Source organism: Exiguobacterium sp. s189 (assembly GCF_018617615.1).
In the GTDB taxonomy this organism is placed as follows: Bacteria; Bacillota; Bacilli; order Exiguobacteriales; family Exiguobacteriaceae; genus Exiguobacterium; species Exiguobacterium aestuarii_A.
In genome coordinates, this window is record NZ_JACSKM010000003.1 from 68,626 (window position 1) to 83,553 (window position 14,928).

Consider the following 14,928-nt stretch of genomic DNA (forward strand, 5'->3'; position numbering starts at 1 on the left):
GAGAACAAGGGGGAAGACATACATGGAAATGACACAGACACGCATTGCAATCGTGGATGATCACGAACTGTTCCGCGAAGGATTGAAGCGGATTTTTGATTTAGAAGATGAATTTACGGTCGTCGCAGAAGGACGGACGGGTCGCGAGGCGATTCGCATCGCCGGCGAACAAAAACCGGAGATCATGATCTTAGACATCAACATGCCGGACATGAACGGGATCGAGGCGACAAAGCAACTGTCGCTCCTGTCACCGGAGACACGCGTCCTCATCCTCTCGATCCACGATGATGAGTCATATATCACGCATGCGCTCGAAGCGGGCGCGTCTGGTTTTCTCTTAAAAGAAGTGGCGTCGACCGAATTGATTTCGGCGGTCCGTGCCGTCGCTCGCGATGGGGCATACTTACACCCGAAAGTAACGACGAACGTCTTGAAAGAGTACCGTCGTCTCTTACAATTCAAAGGGGAACAAGCGGGTCGTGGCGTCGAAAGTCGCACGGATGATCCGGTATACCAACTGTTGTCACGTCGTGAGGTCGAGGTGTTACACCTTCTCGCGGATGGTCGCTCGAACCGAGACATCAGTGATATGTTGTTCATCAGTGAAAAAACGGTTAAAAACCATGTGTCCTCTGTCCTCCGTAAGATGGATGTGAACGACCGGACGCAAGCGGTCGTCGATGCGATTCGCCGGGGATGGGTCGAGATTTGAGCGTCACCGATGCTTTACCTCGTTTTTGTGTTACAATATGGAATGGAATCCTAACATAATTGGAAAATGAAACGACGTAAAGTGAGGATATAGTATGGGAAACATTGCGATTTTAACCGACAGTACCGCCTATCTGTCGGATGATTTTTTGGCACGACATGACGTCCATGTCGCTCCACTCAGTGTCATCTTCGATGGCGCGTCGTACCGCGAGTCGATCGATATGTCGACGGAGGCGTTTTATGAGCGAATCGAGGCAGGCAAACTACCGACGACGTCACAACCGGTCATCGGGGAGACGGTCGAGTTGATTGAGAATTTACCGGATGATGTGACGGACGTGATCGCCATCACACTCTCGAGTGGTATCAGCGGAACGTATCAGTCGATGGTCGCGTTAAATGATATGGTCGACGTGACCGTTCATGCGTTTGACTCTGAGATTTCTTGTATGCCGCAAGCGTTCTTGGTAGAAGAGGCGTTAAACCTCCGTGACAAAGGCGCCGCGCCGGAAGAAATCATCGCCCGACTTGAGACGGTCCGTGACTCGATTCGTGCCTATTTCGTCGTCGATGACCTCGATCATCTGCAACGTGGTGGACGATTGAGCGCCGCGCAAGCGCTCGTCGGCTCGTTCTTACAAATCAAGCCAGTCCTTCACTTCCAAGACAAGTTGATTGTCCCATTTGAGAAAATTCGCACGTATAAGAAGGCTGTACGTCGAATCGAAGAAATGATGGACGAGTCAATTGCAGGTGACGGTGAGGGATACTGTATCGGAATCATTCACGCCAACTGCCCGGAGCGTCAGGCGGAAGAAATCGCTTCGATGAAACAGAAGTTCCCGAAAGCACACATCTCGGGAAGCCATTTCGGTCCGGTCATCGGAACGCATCTCGGACCTGGTGCAATCGGCATCACTTGGTATCGTCGCGAATGGTAAACCACAAGACGACCGTTTCTGGTCGTCTTTTTCAATGGAGGAGGGAATGCGATGGCGAAATATCGCCAAATATTTGAACGGTTGGCAGAAGAGATGCGGAACGGCACGAGACCTGCAGACTCGAAACTCCCGTCGGAGACGGAGTTGATGCATCAGTTTGAGGCAAGTCGGGGGACAGTCCGGAAGGCACTTGACCTCTTACAGGAAAACGGGTACGTCCGGAAGCACCACGGAAAAGGTGTCTTCGTGTTGAAGCGCGACCAGATTGAGTTTCAATTCAATGGGATTGTCAGTTTCTCAGAAGTGTACGCCAGCATGCTCGGTCGCTCCATCCAGACGCACGTTGCGGCGTTCGAAGAGATGGAGGCCCCACCTTGGCTCGTCGAACGGATGAACTTGAAACCGGGAACGCAAGTGTTTCGCATCGAACGCGTCCGAAACTTTGACGGGGAGAACGTCATCCTCGACATCAACTATTTCGTCAAAGACCTCGTTCCTGGATTGACAGAAGAAATCGCTGCTCGTTCGATTTATGGATATATCGAAGGAGAGCTCGGCTTACAGATCAGCTACGCCAAACGAAAGATTGCGGCGGAGGACGTGACCGAGCTCGACCGGATGCGTCTTGATTTGCACGACTATGAATATGTCATCGTCATCACGAACGATACGTTCTTATATGAAGGACAGCAATTCGAATATACGGAATCCCGTCACCGCTTGGACAAGTTCCAGTTCAGTGACGTCGCCCGGCGCTAAACCTCTTTCGAACAGGAAGAGGTTTTTTGTTTGAAAGAGAATGATTAAGGGAATTTTTTACAATGAATCTGGTCACAGAACCTTCACTCAAACTTATCTATATAAGTTGTTGACTTAACTTATATAGATAAGTTATACTTTGTTTGTACTCATAAGTAACCGTTTTCATTAGAAGTTTTCAAACAAAGGAGGACAATAAACATGAAGGCAGATTATCGTCAAATTGCCGCAGACATCCTTGAAGCGATCGGTGGCAAAGACAACGTGGACAAAGCCGCACACTGTGTGACACGTCTCCGTCTCTCCCTCAAAGACCAGTCAAAAGTCGATGAGGCACGTGTGAAAGAAGTCGATCTCGTCAAAGGGGCGTTCGAGAACTCGGGCGTGTATCAAATCGTCATCGGAGCCGGTGATGTCGACCGCGTCTATGCCGAGTTCATCAAACTCGCAGGACTCGAAGCGGCAACGGTCGCCGAGGTCAAATCCGCAGGCGGCAAAAAAATGAATCCGCTTCAAAAACTCGTCAAAGTCTTCTCTGACGTCTTTATGCCAATCATTCCAGCCATCATCGTGGCCGGTCTCCTCATGGGGATCAACAACTTACTTGCTTCTGAAGGTCTCTTCATCGAAGGGCAAACGCTTATCGAGGCTTATCCGAACTTACAAGGACTTTGGGACCTCATCAACATGATGGCGAACACGTCATTCGTGTTCTTACCGGCACTCGTCGGATGGTCGGCGACGAAGCGTTTCGGCGGAAGCGAAGTACTGGGGATCGTCATGGGTCTCTTGCTTGTCCACCCGGACCTCTTGAACGCTTGGGGTTACGGAACAGCGGCACTTGAAGGAGAAGTACCGACGTTCGATATTCTCGGACTGTTCGAGATTGAGAAAGTTGGATATCAAGGCCAAATCTTGCCGGTTCTCGCCGCGGCTTATATTTTGAGCCAAATTGAGATGTTCTTGAAAAAACGTGTACCGAACGCGATTCAACTCTTGGTCGTTCCGATCACGACAATCGTCGTCACTGGATTCCTCGCACTCGCAATCGTTGGACCAATCACACGTGGAATTGGTAATGTGATTGCGACAGGACTCGTCAACACGTTTGAAGCCGTACCGGTCGTTGGGGCACTCCTCTTCGGATTGTTCTATGCACCACTCGTCGTCACAGGGATGCACCACTTGTTCATCGCCATCGACCTTCAGTTGATTGCAGATACAGGCGGTACGTTCATCTGGCCGATGATCGCACTCTCAAATATCGCACAAGGTTCTGCTGCACTCGCGATGTTCTTCGTCTACAAGCACAACGCGAAGCAAAAGAGCATGGCATCGACTTCAGCGATCTCGGCTTACTTCGGGATCACGGAGCCGGCGATGTTCGGGGTCAACTTGCCGAATAAATTCCCGTTCTACTCTGCAATGATCGGGTCAGCGATTGCAGCCATCTTCATCACATTGAATGATGTTCAAGCAATCGCAATCGGTGTCGGAGGACTCCCTGGATTCCTCTCAATCTTCACAGACAAAATCCTTCTCTTCATCGTCGGAATGATCATCGCGATCATCGTACCGTTCGCGCTCACATTCATCTTGTCGAAGCGCTACATGAAGAAAGGTGAATTCGAAGAAAATAAAGTCGCATAAGTATTGACTCGGGAGGGAGGGACGGCAGTTCTTCCCTCTTTCTTATTGAAATGAAAACTCTTACAAAAAAGGAGATGTCGTTGATGACACAGAAAAATTGGCGCAAATCAGTCGTCTATCAAATTTACCCGAAAAGCTTTTACAGTCCGGAAGGAAACGCGACCGGATCGATCAAAGGGGTGACGGCGAAGCTAGATTACTTGGCAGAACTCGGCATCGAATACATTTGGATGACGCCTGTCTATCAGTCACCTCAACACGACAACGGCTATGACGTGAGTGATTACTATGCCATCGACCCGTCTTACGGCACGATGGAAGACCTCGACGAATTGATCCGTGAAGCAGAGGCGCGGGGCATTGGCCTCATGATGGACATCGTCGTCAACCACTCGTCGACAGACCATGAATGGTTCCAGAAATCATTGGCGGGAGACGAGAGGTACCGTGACTACTACATCTGGCGCGACGAGCCGACGAACTGGGAATCGAAGTTCGGTGGGAACGCGTGGGAATATGACGAGAAGAGCGGGCAATACTATCTCCACTTGTTCGACGTGACCCAGGCCGACTTGAACTGGGAAAATGAACAGATGCGTGAAGACGTCTATGAGATGATGCGCTTCTGGCGCGAGAAAGGAATAAAAGGGTTCCGTCTCGACGTCATCAACCTGATCTCAAAAGAACAAGATTTCCCGGAAGATGAGTCGGACGGTCGGAAGTTCTACACGGACGGCCCACGCATCCACGAATATCTGAAAGAGATGAACCGAGAAGTATTTGACGGACATGACGTCATCACGGTCGGGGAGATGTCGTCGACGACGCTCGACCATTGCGTGCGCTATTCGAACCCGGACGAGAACGAGCTCAGCATGACGTTCAGCTTCCATCACTTGAAAGTCGACTACCCGAACGGCGAGAAATTCGTCGCCTCCCCGTTCGACTTCATCCAGTTGAAAGACATCATGTCGACGTGGCAACAAGGGATGCACGGGAAGGGATGGAACGCCATCTTCTGGTGCAACCATGACCAACCGCGCGTCGTCAGTCGTTTCGGGAACGACACGAACCATCGCGTCGAGAGTGCGAAGATGCTTGCGACCGTGCTCCACGGACTCCAAGGGACACCGTACATCTATCAAGGAGAAGAAATCGGGATGACGAATCCTGGCTTTGATGATTTGAACGAGTATCGTGACATCGAGACGCTCAACATTTATAAGTTGAAGCGCGAAGAAGGTGTGTCGCATGAAGACATGATGGCAGCCATCAAGCAAAAGTCACGCGACAACTCACGGACGCCGATGCAGTGGGATGCGACGACACATGCCGGCTTCACGAACGGCACACCGTGGATCAACGTGGCACCGAACTACCAGGACGTGAACGTCGAAGCGGCGCTCGATGACCCGAACTCGGTGTTCTACCACTACAAGAACTTGATTGCATTACGAAAAGAACTTGACGTCTTGACGGACGGGGACTATACGCTCCTCACGCCTGATTCGTTAGACGTTTGGGCATATACACGGAAGACGGACCGCGAGGAGCTCCTCGTCGTCGCCAACTTCTATGGAACGGAAACGACGTACACCATCCCAGAAGGTTTCGAGCGGGTGAGCGTCGTCAGCCACAACTACGACGTGCCTGAGCTCGACGGGACGACGTTGTCCCTTCGTCCGTATGAGGCGATCATGTTCTACAAACAGAAATAAGCAGGTAGGACCCGACTTTTTCGTCGGGTCCTATTTGTGTTTAGTCGTTCGGTTGTCTTTCGTAAGCCGAGTCGTAATCAGACGTCCACTCTGTTAGCGTGAAAGGAAAAAAGGAGAAAAGGGATATGGGGGAACTCATCGTCGCATCAAATGGGACGCGCGCCATCCGTTTTGGCATCTGCCAACGCTGTCTCAGCACGGACGTCCGAACGTTCACCTGTCATCACGGATCATGTGCCTACTGTCGGAACTGTCTTTATCTTGGACGTGTCTGCCGATGTGATTTTCTACAAGAGCGGGACATCACGACACCATTCAAGAAGACCGAATTGACGATGCCGTTCGAGCTCGCACCAGCTCAAATGATGGTCGCAAGTCAGTTACTCACGTGGTGGGACGAACGGAAGACCGGTCTCGTCCATGCGGTGTGTGGAGCCGGGAAGACAGAGATGACGTTCCCGGTGATCGAGCAGGTCGTCAATGAAGGGAAGCGGGTATTGATTGTGTCCCCGAGGAAAGATGTCGCCATCGAATGGGTGGAACGGCTCGAACAAGCATTCACCGTGCCCGTCACGAGACGGTACGGGGGTGGCGAGAAAGATTCCATCGGGATGATCACGGTGGCGACCGCACCGTTATTGTTGAATCTACGAGACGTATTTGATTATGTGCTCGTCGATGAGTCTGATGCTTTTCCATTCGCCTTTGACATGACGTTATGGCGTACTATCTATCGGGTCGGGAAAGGGGTGTTTCTCTTCATCACGGCGACCCCGACCGTTTGGCAACAGATGGTGTCGACGGTGCATCTGTCCCGCCGTTATCACGGATTTGATTTGCCGGTGCCGACACTCGTCAAACAGTCGGACGAACGGATTTTTGACTTCTGTCGACGTCACGCCGCAAAACCGCGTCTCCTGTTCGTGCCGACAAAGCCTCACCTCGAGCGATATCGTAAGACGCTAGAAGACGCGGGGTTTACATGTCGGACGGTATCGGCCGAGACCGAGGAGCGGACCGACGCGCTGCACTGGCTTCAAGAGACGAGGGGGATTGTCCTCGCGACATCGATTTGGGAGCGGGGGATGACGGTCCGGGACGTGCAGGTAGGGGTGCTAGAGAGCGAACATCGACTCTTCACAACACGGGGGCTCATCCAAATGGCAGGACGGGCCGGACGAAAACCCGATGCGCCGACAGGGGAGGTCTGTTTCTTTTATCATGAACGGACGTTTCGGCAAGATCTCGCCATCCGGGCGATCGTGAAGGCGAACAGTCGATGAAATGTCTTCTCTGTCACCAACCGATGACCGTCCCGTGGACACCGGCCACGTTATGGCGACGCGACTGGGTGTGCCCGTCATGTGAGGACCGACTGACGCCGATCGGGACAGGCTGTCCGCGCTGTGGTCAACCGAATGAAACGGGGGAGACGTGCTCAGATTGCGTCCGCTGGCTCGCGCTCGGCTCTGATTTGACCGTCCGTTGTCTGTACGCCTATGACGAGGCGGGAATCGAGTGGCTACATCGCTTCAAATTCAGTGGCGACGTCGTCATCGCCGCATCGGTCGCACCAAAACTTCGGGCACTGCGAGAACCTGGCGCGACATATGTGCCCGTCCCGCTCAGTGACGAACGACACAGGTCGCGTCGCTTCAATCAAGCGGAGGTGCTCGCACGAAAGGTTGGTCCGACCCGGCAACTGATCGAGAAAACCGAGGTTTCGAGTCAACGCGAACTCGGGAAAGAAGAAAGACGACACCGAACGAATCCTTTCACTGTACCAACTTCAGTGAAATGTGGGAAAATCATTCTTGTAGACGACGTTTATACGACGGGGACGACGCTCCATCAGGCGGCATTTTCACTGCGGCAGGCAGGTGCGACAGAAGTTTCTGCGATTTGCTTATTTCGGGCGCTAAACAAATCAAAAACCCGTCCGATATAAAAGGCAGAGGTGAAACCAATGGATGCAGCATCTTGCCAAATGTGCGGACGCTTGTTTATGAAACAAGGTCGCTCGCCTTATTGCCCATCATGTAGCGAAGTCGACTTCCAAAACTTCTTGAAAGTCCGTGACTTCATTCGTGAACCAGAAAACAAATCAACGAACATCGGCGCCCTCGTCGAAGCGACGGGTGTGTCGGAACTTGATATCACGCGATATATCCATGAAGGACGCCTGATCATCAAGGACAACCCGGAACTCCTCGTCGGCTGCGTACGTTGTGGTCAACCGACGAACGAAGGGAAAGTCTGTTCGAACTGCCAGAGAGATATGCAGAAGGAACTGTCTAGTCTACAAGAGAGCTTGACGAAGTCGTCAAGTGCTCGCGCTTATCGTTTGGATTAACATCATGAAGAGGGGGAAGACGCATGCGCATCGATTCAGCCAAGTGGGTACATTTACCGAACACTTATGAAAAGAAAACGCAAGTCGAGCCGAAGCCCGCGCCATCACGCCAAACGGACCAATTGTCAATCTCGGCGGAAGCCCGCGCCCGGTTTGAAGAACCGGTGAAACATCCGGACCGTCTCGCAAAAATCGACGCTTTGAAAGCAGAGATTGATGCGGGCACGTATTCACGGGACGCGCGTGAAATCGCCAAACGCTTTCTACAAGGATGAATGGAAGCGAGGTCCGTTTGAGGCCTTCGCACTGAATAACACGGCACGGAAGCTGACTAAATAAGGGGTACCCCTTTCTTTAGTCGGCTCTTTTTTTGGAAAAAGGAGAGACTCATGCTCACATTACATAAACGTTTACTCGAATTGGCCTATACGAAAGAACAGCTGCTCGTCCAAAATGACATGGCCGCTTTTAGCGCACTCGTCAAAGAAGAGGCGAAACTCGTCCGACAAATCTCACAAAAAGAAGCGGAACGACTTCAAGGGACGTATGAATTGGACGATGAAGAGATAGAGGAACTGAGACCGGTCTTGTTCGAGTTGAAGCGTCAGAACGAATTGAACGCATCGCTTCTCGAACAGTCCCTTCGTTATATTACCTGGCACTTGGACATGCTCTTGCCAGATGCAGATGATTTCACATACGGACAACAAGCGTTTGAAACGCGCTCGTTCAGCCGTGACGTTTAAGGAGGAAGTACAGAATGGGTTCAACATTTATGGGATTAGAGACGGCGCGCCGCAGCCTGACGACACACCAATGGGCGTTACAGGCGACAGGGAACAACGTGGCGAACGCCTCAAACCCTGGCTATTCACGCCAACGTCTCACCCTCGGGATGACGGAACAGCTCTCGGTCAACTTCGGCGGAACGAAAGCCGGACAATTCGGGACCGGGGTACGCGGGGAAACGCTCGCTCGGATTCGCGATCTCATGATTGACCAACAGTATCGCGATGAGTCGGTGAAGAACGCGTTCTATGCGACGAAAGAAGCGGCGTTCGGGCGGATGGAGGACATCATCAACGAACCATCCGAGAACGGCCTTGCCAAGTCGCTCGACTTGTTCTGGGCGTCACTTCAGGACTTGTCGGTCAATCCGGATGATACGGGTGCACGAAGCGTTGTCCGTCAGCGGGCGATGACGCTCGCCGAGACGTTCAACTACATGTCTTCATCCCTGACGAAAGTGAAAGAGGACTTAAAAGCGGAAGCGGGCGTCGTATCGAAAAAAATTAACGACCTGTTGACGAAAATCAATAACGTGAACCGTCAAATCGGGGACGCGGAACCACTTGGCGTCTTGCCGAACGAACTGTATGACGAGCGCGACCGTTACATGGACGAGCTCTCGCAATATATCAAGTTCGAGCGTGTGCCGGTCGATTACTTGAACGGGGAGACGCGCGGGAACTCGCAACGTGTCGCAGAAGGACGAATCGACATCCAAATCACCGTGCCAGGTGTCATCGATCCTGCAAACCCGGACGTGTTGCCAGAACCGGTCAAAGTGAAATTGGTCGATGGCATCACGGGTGGTGTCGGGGAAGTGACCGAGTCGTCGTATCGCGCGGCAGATGCTGCGACAGCTGAGACGATGACGCTCCAAGACATGCCGAACGGCAAATTACGAGCACTCGTTGAGATGTACGGAAGCCAATCGGGTCCTGAAGCGGCGGATGGGGCGTATACGAAGATGCTCAAAGACTTAGACGAGATGGCGAGCGTGTTCGCGACGGCGTTCAACGATACGCACAAAACGAACAAAGATGGGCTAGGTACAGAAGGACAAGACAATTTCTTCGTGAACGCAGGAACGAACACGAACACCGACATCAAAGCGTCGAACATCGAAGTGAACGAGACGTTCATGAGTAACCTCGATCTGATTGCGGCTTCAAAAGACGGCAATATCGGGGACGGGAGCGGGGCGCTCGAACTCGCACGACTAAAAGAGAAAGCACTCAGCTTTGCCGGGTCGGCCAAGACGACGACATCGATCGGGAAGTACTATCAGAACGTCATCGGGAACATGGCGGTCGAGGCGAGCCAGAACGCGAACCTCGCGAAGAGCACGTTCGCTCTTTTGAGTAGCTCGGACCAGCGCCGTCAGTCGGTGAGCGCGGTCTCGCTCGATGAAGAGATGACGATGATGATCCAATATCAACATGCATATAATGCGGCGGCACGGAACATCACGGTCGTCGACGAGATGCTCGACAAAATCATTAACGGCATGGGTGTCGTTGGGAGGTAATGACTGATGCGTGTCACACAGACGATGCTCACACAGACGAACTTGAAACACTTATCGAGTAGCTATAACACGCTCGCCCGCGTCCAGGAACAATTGATCAGCGGGAAGCGGATCCAAAAGGCATCGGAGGACCCGGTCGTCGCGATGCAAGGAATCCGGTACCGGACCGAGGTGCGGGAAGTCGACCAGTTCCGCCGCAACGTCAGCGAGGCGACGAGCTGGATGGACATGACGGACTCGACCTTGAACGAGGTCACCGAAGCCGTCAAACGGATTCGGGAATTGACGACGCAAGCCGCGAACGACACGTACGAGTCGTCGCAACGCGCGATCATCAAGAGTGAGATCGACCAGTTGATCGAACATATCGGCTCACTCGCCAACTCGAAAGCGGGCGAGAAGTATATTTATAACGGGACGAAAACAGATCAACCGCTCATTGACATGCAGGCGCTGAAAGACTATTTGAATGAAAAACCAGGGGCGACGCTCGAGTCGATTTATGGAACGGACGGTCCTCCGACGGCGACCGGGAAAATCGAGTTCGAAGTCTCAAAAGGGATCACGATGCAAGTGAACATGCAGCCGGAGACCGTCTTCGGACGAGAGCTCTTCGAAGGATTGAAGCAGCTGAGCGGTTTGCTCGCCGATGAGACTACGGGAGGAGCCGACTTATCGGCCCAACTTGAGACGCTCGATACAATCGGGCAGAACTTGATCACGGAGCGGTCTGAGCTCGGTGCCCGTGCGAACCGTTTGGAGCTCGTCGACAATCGTCTACAAGACCACGAGATCATCGCGAAGACGATCATGTCCGACAACGAAGACATCGACGTTGAGAAAGTCATCATGGAGTTGAAGTCGCATGAGACGGTACACCGCGCCGCACTCTCGGCAGGTGCTCGGATCATCCAACCGACGCTCCTTGACTTCCTCCGGTAATCGCTCATGAATCTCGCGAGACTTGAAATGCGGCAAACGTTTGCTGCCATCCAGATGACCTCGAACCGACCGGTGCTCGAGATGCGTCAAGGTCGGGCGGACATGTCGATGCAGCAAGGGAAAGCCGAGATGAGGCAACAGACGACTCAAGGGAAACTTGAGATCGACTCGTCGGTGGCACGGAGTGAGAGTAACCTGAAAGGGGCGCTCGAACTCGGTAAGTCGTTCGGACAGATGGGGGAACAAGGGGCCCGCGAGGCGATGATGAACATCGCCCGTGAAGGGGATCGCATGATGCGCATCGAGAACGGCAACCCGATTGCCTCGATGGCGGCAGAGAAAGTGAACGACCCGTATCCGATCGTCGAGATGGGCTATATGCCGAAATCAATCGACCGTGTCAAGTTGACGTATACGCCGGCGGATGTGAAAATCGAATGGAATATCACACCGCCACAGATTGATGTATCGCTCACACCGGCAGACATCTCGTTCACGCCATGGACGACGGACATTTCTCTCCGTCAACAGGCATCGCTCGAGATGTGGCCGGTCGGTGGGATGTATGATGAAACGCGTTGAAAGTGAGGACAATCCATGTTCATTGAAACAGACTACTTTGGCAAGATTGAAATAAATGAAGCGGAGACAATTTCGTTCGTCAGTGAGATTCCAGGATTCCCGGACTCGAAGACGTTCGTGTTGATTCCATACGGGGAAGAGCTGCCGTTCTGGTCGCTCCAGTCGATCGAAGAGAAGGCGTGCGCGTTCGTCGTGACGAATCCGTTCTGGCACAAGTCGGACTATTCGTTCGAACTGTCGGACGGGGCGAAGGATCAGCTCGGGATCGCAGAAGCGGAACACGTCTCTGTCTACTCGATCGTCACGCTCCGTGAGCCGTTTGATGCATCTACGCTCAACTTGAAGGCGCCGATCGTCATCGAGACGAAGGAACGTCGCGGGAAGCAAGTCATCTTAGACGATGCGTATCCGGCCCGTTATCCGCTTGGCGGCACGAAAGCGGAGGTGCGCTGATGCTCGTATTGAAACGAAAACAAGGCGAGGCAATCCATATCGGGGACGACGTGACGCTCACGGTGCTCGCCATCGAGGGCGACCAGGTGAAACTTGGCATCGATGCCCCGCGCCATATCGATATCCATCGACATGAAGTGTACATTCAGATGCAAGAAGAGAATGAGTCGGCACGAGACAGTGCCAACTTGATGAAGCAGATGATCAAAAAGCAGTCGGAAGCGTGAGCTTTCGACTTTTTTTGTAAATCTAGAATGTAAGGGTGACATTTTTCACCTGGTTGGGATAGGATGGAAACGGAAAGGGAAGGAGGGGAATCGATGGGAACGGTCATCAACCAGTTTTTTATTAATATCAGTATCATTTTTTTACTCATGTCGCTCACGTTCTATGTGATGCGGACGGTCTTGCCGATTCAACCGTCCTCCCCGCTGTTCGTCCGTTTTTGGTTTGGGGTGTCGAACGGATTGACGGCGATTTTGCTGACCTTAAACGCCATCGAGCTTGGCGATGCGAGGATCGACCTCCGTCTCATCCCGATTGCCTTGTCGGCGACGTACGCCGGACCGTTCGGTGCAGTCGTCACGCTCGCACTCATCTTTATCGGGCGCATGACGCTGCATGGGATGAGTGCCCCGTTCGTCGATTCGATTCTCATGTTCGTCGTTTTTTACATCTTTTCGCTTCTCCTTTCGCGTGTCCCCATGCATCGCTCACGAGGATATGCCGTCTATGTCGGATTCGGTGCGCTCCTCGTCTTGATTCGTGTGACCGGCAGTGTGGATACGATGGTGTTCGTGAACGTCTTCATCCCGTACTTCCTCATGCTGTCGCTCGGGGCGTGGCTCTGTTATTGGGGGGCGAAGAAGCTCGAGACGCATCTATGGATGTTCCTCCTGCATACGCATCGGGCGACCGTCGATGAATTGACGGGACTCCCGAACCGTTACCGGACGCTCGAACAGATGAACGACTTGGAGATGTCCGGGAAGCCATGGACGTTACTCGTCATCGATGTCGACCACTTCAAGCAGTTGAACGATACATATGGTCATCTGGCAGGAGACGCCGCGCTCCGACATATCGGTCAGACGCTTGAACGGCACTGTCCGCCAGGCGGGTTCGTCGGTCGTTACGGCGGGGAGGAGTTCTTGCTCGTGATCGAAGGGTGTGAACAGACGAAAGAAGTGGCTGAATCATTAGTTGAGACGGTGCGCCACACGACGTTCGAATGTCAGGGCGAGGTCATCCCCATGACCGTCTCGATCGGTGCCGCGGTCGCCGGGCACGAACCGAGCATGGTCGTGTTCGAACGAGCGGACGAGGCTTTATATGATGCGAAACGGAATGGACGGGACCAGGTCCGCTTCGCCTAAAAAAATCCCCTATAACCGTTGGCGAATGGTGTCCAGCGGTTATAGGGGATTTCACGTTTAGTGAATGTTTTTCTTCTTGAACTGTCCGCCCCGGACGTCGTGAATGTTGCCGATGGCGAGGAACGCCTTCTCGTCATAGTCGTCGAGGATGTCTTTTAATTTCGTCTCCTCGAGTCGGCTGATGACCGTGAAGACGACTTTCTTCCCGTCCCCTGTATACGCGCCTTCCCCGTGGAGATATGTCACGCCCCGACCGAGCCGGTCCATGATCGCCTGACCGATTTCTTCCGGTGCGTTCGTGATGATCCACGCCGCCTTCGACTGATCGATCCCCTCCAAGACGACATCGATCGTCTTGAACGCGATGAAATACGTGAGGAGCGAGTACATCGCCCGGTCCCAGCTGAAGACGAAACCGGCCGTCCCGAGGATGAAGATGTTGAAGAACATGACGATCTCTCCGACTGAGAACGGTAATCGGTTCGTGAAAGCGACGGCGAGAATCTCGGTCCCGTCGAGCGACCCACCGGCGCGGATGACGAGCCCGATCCCGGCACCGAGCAAGAAGCCCCCGAAGACGGTCGACAACAGCAAATCGTCCGTGAACGGTTTGATGTCATGCAGGACGATTGTGAACGCCGACATGAGGAGGATCGCCGTCAACGTGACGACGGCGAACGTCTTCCCGATTTGCCGATAGCCGAAGTAGATGAACGGCAAATTGAACAGGACGAGCCAGATGGCGAGTTTCGTCTCCGTCAAATACGAGACGATGATCGAGACCCCGACGATCCCACCGTCGATGATCTGATTCGGAACGAGGAACGCCTCCAGGCCGACCGCGAAGACGAGGGAACCGAGTAGCAAGAGGACGACTTTCGCAAACAGTTCGGACGCCTTGATCGGATTATGTTCGCGCCTTAAGCGCTGCACTTCCTCCGGTGTCGGGGAAGGCATGGGTGTACGCTGCATACGTGGTGCCCCCTTTCCATTTTCTTAAGTATACCAAAACGAGCCGATACAAAATCCTTTGCGACAGAGAATCTGACATGAATATTCAGAATAGATTGATGATTCCTTGTAAATTATTTCAGTATTATTTTGTGGTAGGCTAAGAAGGTTG

Annotated in this window: 17 protein-coding genes; 16 read left to right on the forward strand and 1 reads right to left on the reverse strand. The window is 52.9% G+C overall.

The window, feature by feature from the left end; translation table 11 throughout:
- The first annotated feature begins 22 nt into the window (after positions 1-22).
- From KNO99_RS05045 to KNO99_RS05120, 16 genes are all read left to right on the forward strand, one after another.
- Positions 23-715 (forward strand): response regulator transcription factor, encoded by a 693-nt coding sequence (locus KNO99_RS05045; protein WP_271305325.1) that lies wholly within the window; start codon positions 23-25, stop codon positions 713-715.
- Positions 716-809: 94 nt separating this feature from the next.
- Positions 810-1,658 (forward strand): DegV family protein, encoded by an 849-nt coding sequence (locus KNO99_RS05050; RefSeq protein WP_214745872.1) that lies wholly within the window; start codon positions 810-812, stop codon positions 1,656-1,658.
- A gap of 51 nt (positions 1,659-1,709) precedes the next feature.
- A complete protein-coding gene (gene treR, locus KNO99_RS05055; protein ID WP_214745875.1) occupies positions 1,710-2,417 on the forward strand; it encodes a trehalose operon repressor in 708 nt (235 codons plus the stop codon).
- Positions 2,418-2,618: 201 nt separating this feature from the next.
- The gene (gene treP, locus KNO99_RS05060; RefSeq protein ID WP_214745878.1) at positions 2,619-4,067 is read left to right on the forward strand and encodes a PTS system trehalose-specific EIIBC component; all 1,449 of its coding nucleotides are present in this window, start codon (positions 2,619-2,621) and stop codon (positions 4,065-4,067) included.
- A gap of 83 nt (positions 4,068-4,150) precedes the next feature.
- Positions 4,151-5,785 carry an alpha,alpha-phosphotrehalase gene (treC, locus tag KNO99_RS05065; protein WP_214745881.1) on the forward strand — a complete coding sequence of 545 codons (1,635 nt, stop codon included), beginning with the start codon at positions 4,151-4,153 and terminating at the stop codon, positions 5,783-5,785.
- 125 nt (positions 5,786-5,910) lie between these two features.
- Positions 5,911-7,068 (forward strand): DEAD/DEAH box helicase family protein, encoded by a 1,158-nt coding sequence (locus KNO99_RS05070; RefSeq protein ID WP_214745884.1) that lies wholly within the window; start codon positions 5,911-5,913, stop codon positions 7,066-7,068.
- Positions 7,065-7,733, forward strand: coding sequence for a ComFC family protein (locus KNO99_RS05075; RefSeq protein WP_214745887.1), 669 nt, complete (start codon positions 7,065-7,067; stop codon positions 7,731-7,733). The genes KNO99_RS05070 and KNO99_RS05075 overlap by 4 nt, the downstream gene beginning before the upstream one ends.
- Positions 7,734-7,751: 18 nt before the next feature.
- Positions 7,752-8,138 (forward strand): flagellar protein, encoded by a 387-nt coding sequence (locus KNO99_RS05080; RefSeq protein WP_074033761.1) that lies wholly within the window; start codon positions 7,752-7,754, stop codon positions 8,136-8,138.
- Positions 8,139-8,161: 23 nt separating this feature from the next.
- Positions 8,162-8,413: a flagellar biosynthesis anti-sigma factor FlgM gene (locus KNO99_RS05085; RefSeq protein WP_074033759.1), complete on the forward strand. Its 252-nt coding sequence runs from the start codon at positions 8,162-8,164 to the stop codon at positions 8,411-8,413.
- A 114-nt stretch (positions 8,414-8,527) separates the two neighbouring features.
- Positions 8,528-8,884: a flagellar export chaperone FlgN gene (gene flgN, locus KNO99_RS05090; protein ID WP_214745890.1), complete on the forward strand. Its 357-nt coding sequence runs from the start codon at positions 8,528-8,530 to the stop codon at positions 8,882-8,884.
- 14 nt (positions 8,885-8,898) lie between these two features.
- Positions 8,899-10,452, forward strand: coding sequence for a flagellar hook-associated protein FlgK (gene flgK, locus KNO99_RS05095; RefSeq protein WP_214745894.1), 1,554 nt, complete (start codon positions 8,899-8,901; stop codon positions 10,450-10,452).
- A gap of 6 nt (positions 10,453-10,458) precedes the next feature.
- Positions 10,459-11,394 (forward strand): flagellar hook-associated protein FlgL, encoded by a 936-nt coding sequence (gene flgL, locus KNO99_RS05100; RefSeq protein ID WP_214745897.1) that lies wholly within the window; start codon positions 10,459-10,461, stop codon positions 11,392-11,394.
- Positions 11,395-11,421: 27 nt separating this feature from the next.
- Positions 11,422-11,976 (forward strand): DUF6470 family protein, encoded by a 555-nt coding sequence (locus KNO99_RS05105; protein ID WP_251130957.1) that lies wholly within the window; start codon positions 11,422-11,424, stop codon positions 11,974-11,976.
- Between the two features lie 15 nt (positions 11,977-11,991).
- Positions 11,992-12,429, forward strand: coding sequence for a flagellar assembly protein FliW (gene fliW, locus KNO99_RS05110; RefSeq protein ID WP_214745903.1), 438 nt, complete (start codon positions 11,992-11,994; stop codon positions 12,427-12,429).
- Positions 12,429-12,656 (forward strand): carbon storage regulator CsrA, encoded by a 228-nt coding sequence (gene csrA, locus KNO99_RS05115; RefSeq protein WP_074033743.1) that lies wholly within the window; start codon positions 12,429-12,431, stop codon positions 12,654-12,656. Before fliW ends, csrA begins: the two co-directional genes overlap by 1 nt.
- A gap of 93 nt (positions 12,657-12,749) precedes the next feature.
- Positions 12,750-13,805: a GGDEF domain-containing protein gene (locus KNO99_RS05120; RefSeq protein ID WP_214745906.1), complete on the forward strand. Its 1,056-nt coding sequence runs from the start codon at positions 12,750-12,752 to the stop codon at positions 13,803-13,805.
- A gap of 57 nt (positions 13,806-13,862) precedes the next feature.
- Here the strand turns inward: KNO99_RS05120 and KNO99_RS05125 are convergent, their stop codons facing one another.
- On the reverse strand, positions 13,863-14,777 hold the full coding sequence (locus KNO99_RS05125; protein WP_214693643.1) for a YitT family protein: 915 nt from the start codon (positions 14,775-14,777) through the stop codon (positions 13,863-13,865).
- Positions 14,778-14,928: the final 151 nt, after the last annotated feature.

What these genes read in the sequence shown, in the direction of transcription:
- KNO99_RS05045 (WP_271305325.1), top strand. Translation starts at nt 23, where the DNA reads ATGGAAATGACACAGACACGCATTGCAATCGTGGATGATCACGAACTG.
- KNO99_RS05050 (WP_214745872.1), top strand. Translation starts at nt 810, where the DNA reads ATGGGAAACATTGCGATTTTAACCGACAGTACCGCCTATCTGTCGGAT.
- treR (WP_214745875.1), top strand. Translation starts at nt 1,710, where the DNA reads ATGGCGAAATATCGCCAAATATTTGAACGGTTGGCAGAAGAGATGCGG.
- treP (WP_214745878.1), top strand. Translation starts at nt 2,619, where the DNA reads ATGAAGGCAGATTATCGTCAAATTGCCGCAGACATCCTTGAAGCGATC.
- treC (WP_214745881.1), top strand. Translation starts at nt 4,151, where the DNA reads ATGACACAGAAAAATTGGCGCAAATCAGTCGTCTATCAAATTTACCCG.
- KNO99_RS05070 (WP_214745884.1), top strand. Translation starts at nt 5,911, where the DNA reads ATGGGGGAACTCATCGTCGCATCAAATGGGACGCGCGCCATCCGTTTT.
- KNO99_RS05075 (WP_214745887.1), top strand. Translation starts at nt 7,065, where the DNA reads ATGAAATGTCTTCTCTGTCACCAACCGATGACCGTCCCGTGGACACCG.
- KNO99_RS05080 (WP_074033761.1), top strand. Translation starts at nt 7,752, where the DNA reads ATGGATGCAGCATCTTGCCAAATGTGCGGACGCTTGTTTATGAAACAA.
- KNO99_RS05085 (WP_074033759.1), top strand. Translation starts at nt 8,162, where the DNA reads ATGCGCATCGATTCAGCCAAGTGGGTACATTTACCGAACACTTATGAA.
- flgN (WP_214745890.1), top strand. Translation starts at nt 8,528, where the DNA reads ATGCTCACATTACATAAACGTTTACTCGAATTGGCCTATACGAAAGAA.
- flgK (WP_214745894.1), top strand. Translation starts at nt 8,899, where the DNA reads ATGGGTTCAACATTTATGGGATTAGAGACGGCGCGCCGCAGCCTGACG.
- flgL (WP_214745897.1), top strand. Translation starts at nt 10,459, where the DNA reads ATGCGTGTCACACAGACGATGCTCACACAGACGAACTTGAAACACTTA.
- KNO99_RS05105 (WP_251130957.1), top strand. Translation starts at nt 11,422, where the DNA reads ATGCGGCAAACGTTTGCTGCCATCCAGATGACCTCGAACCGACCGGTG.
- fliW (WP_214745903.1), top strand. Translation starts at nt 11,992, where the DNA reads ATGTTCATTGAAACAGACTACTTTGGCAAGATTGAAATAAATGAAGCG.
- csrA (WP_074033743.1), top strand. Translation starts at nt 12,429, where the DNA reads ATGCTCGTATTGAAACGAAAACAAGGCGAGGCAATCCATATCGGGGAC.
- KNO99_RS05120 (WP_214745906.1), top strand. Translation starts at nt 12,750, where the DNA reads ATGGGAACGGTCATCAACCAGTTTTTTATTAATATCAGTATCATTTTT.
- KNO99_RS05125 (WP_214693643.1), bottom strand. Translation starts at nt 14,777, where the DNA reads ATGCAGCGTACACCCATGCCTTCCCCGACACCGGAGGAAGTGCAGCGC.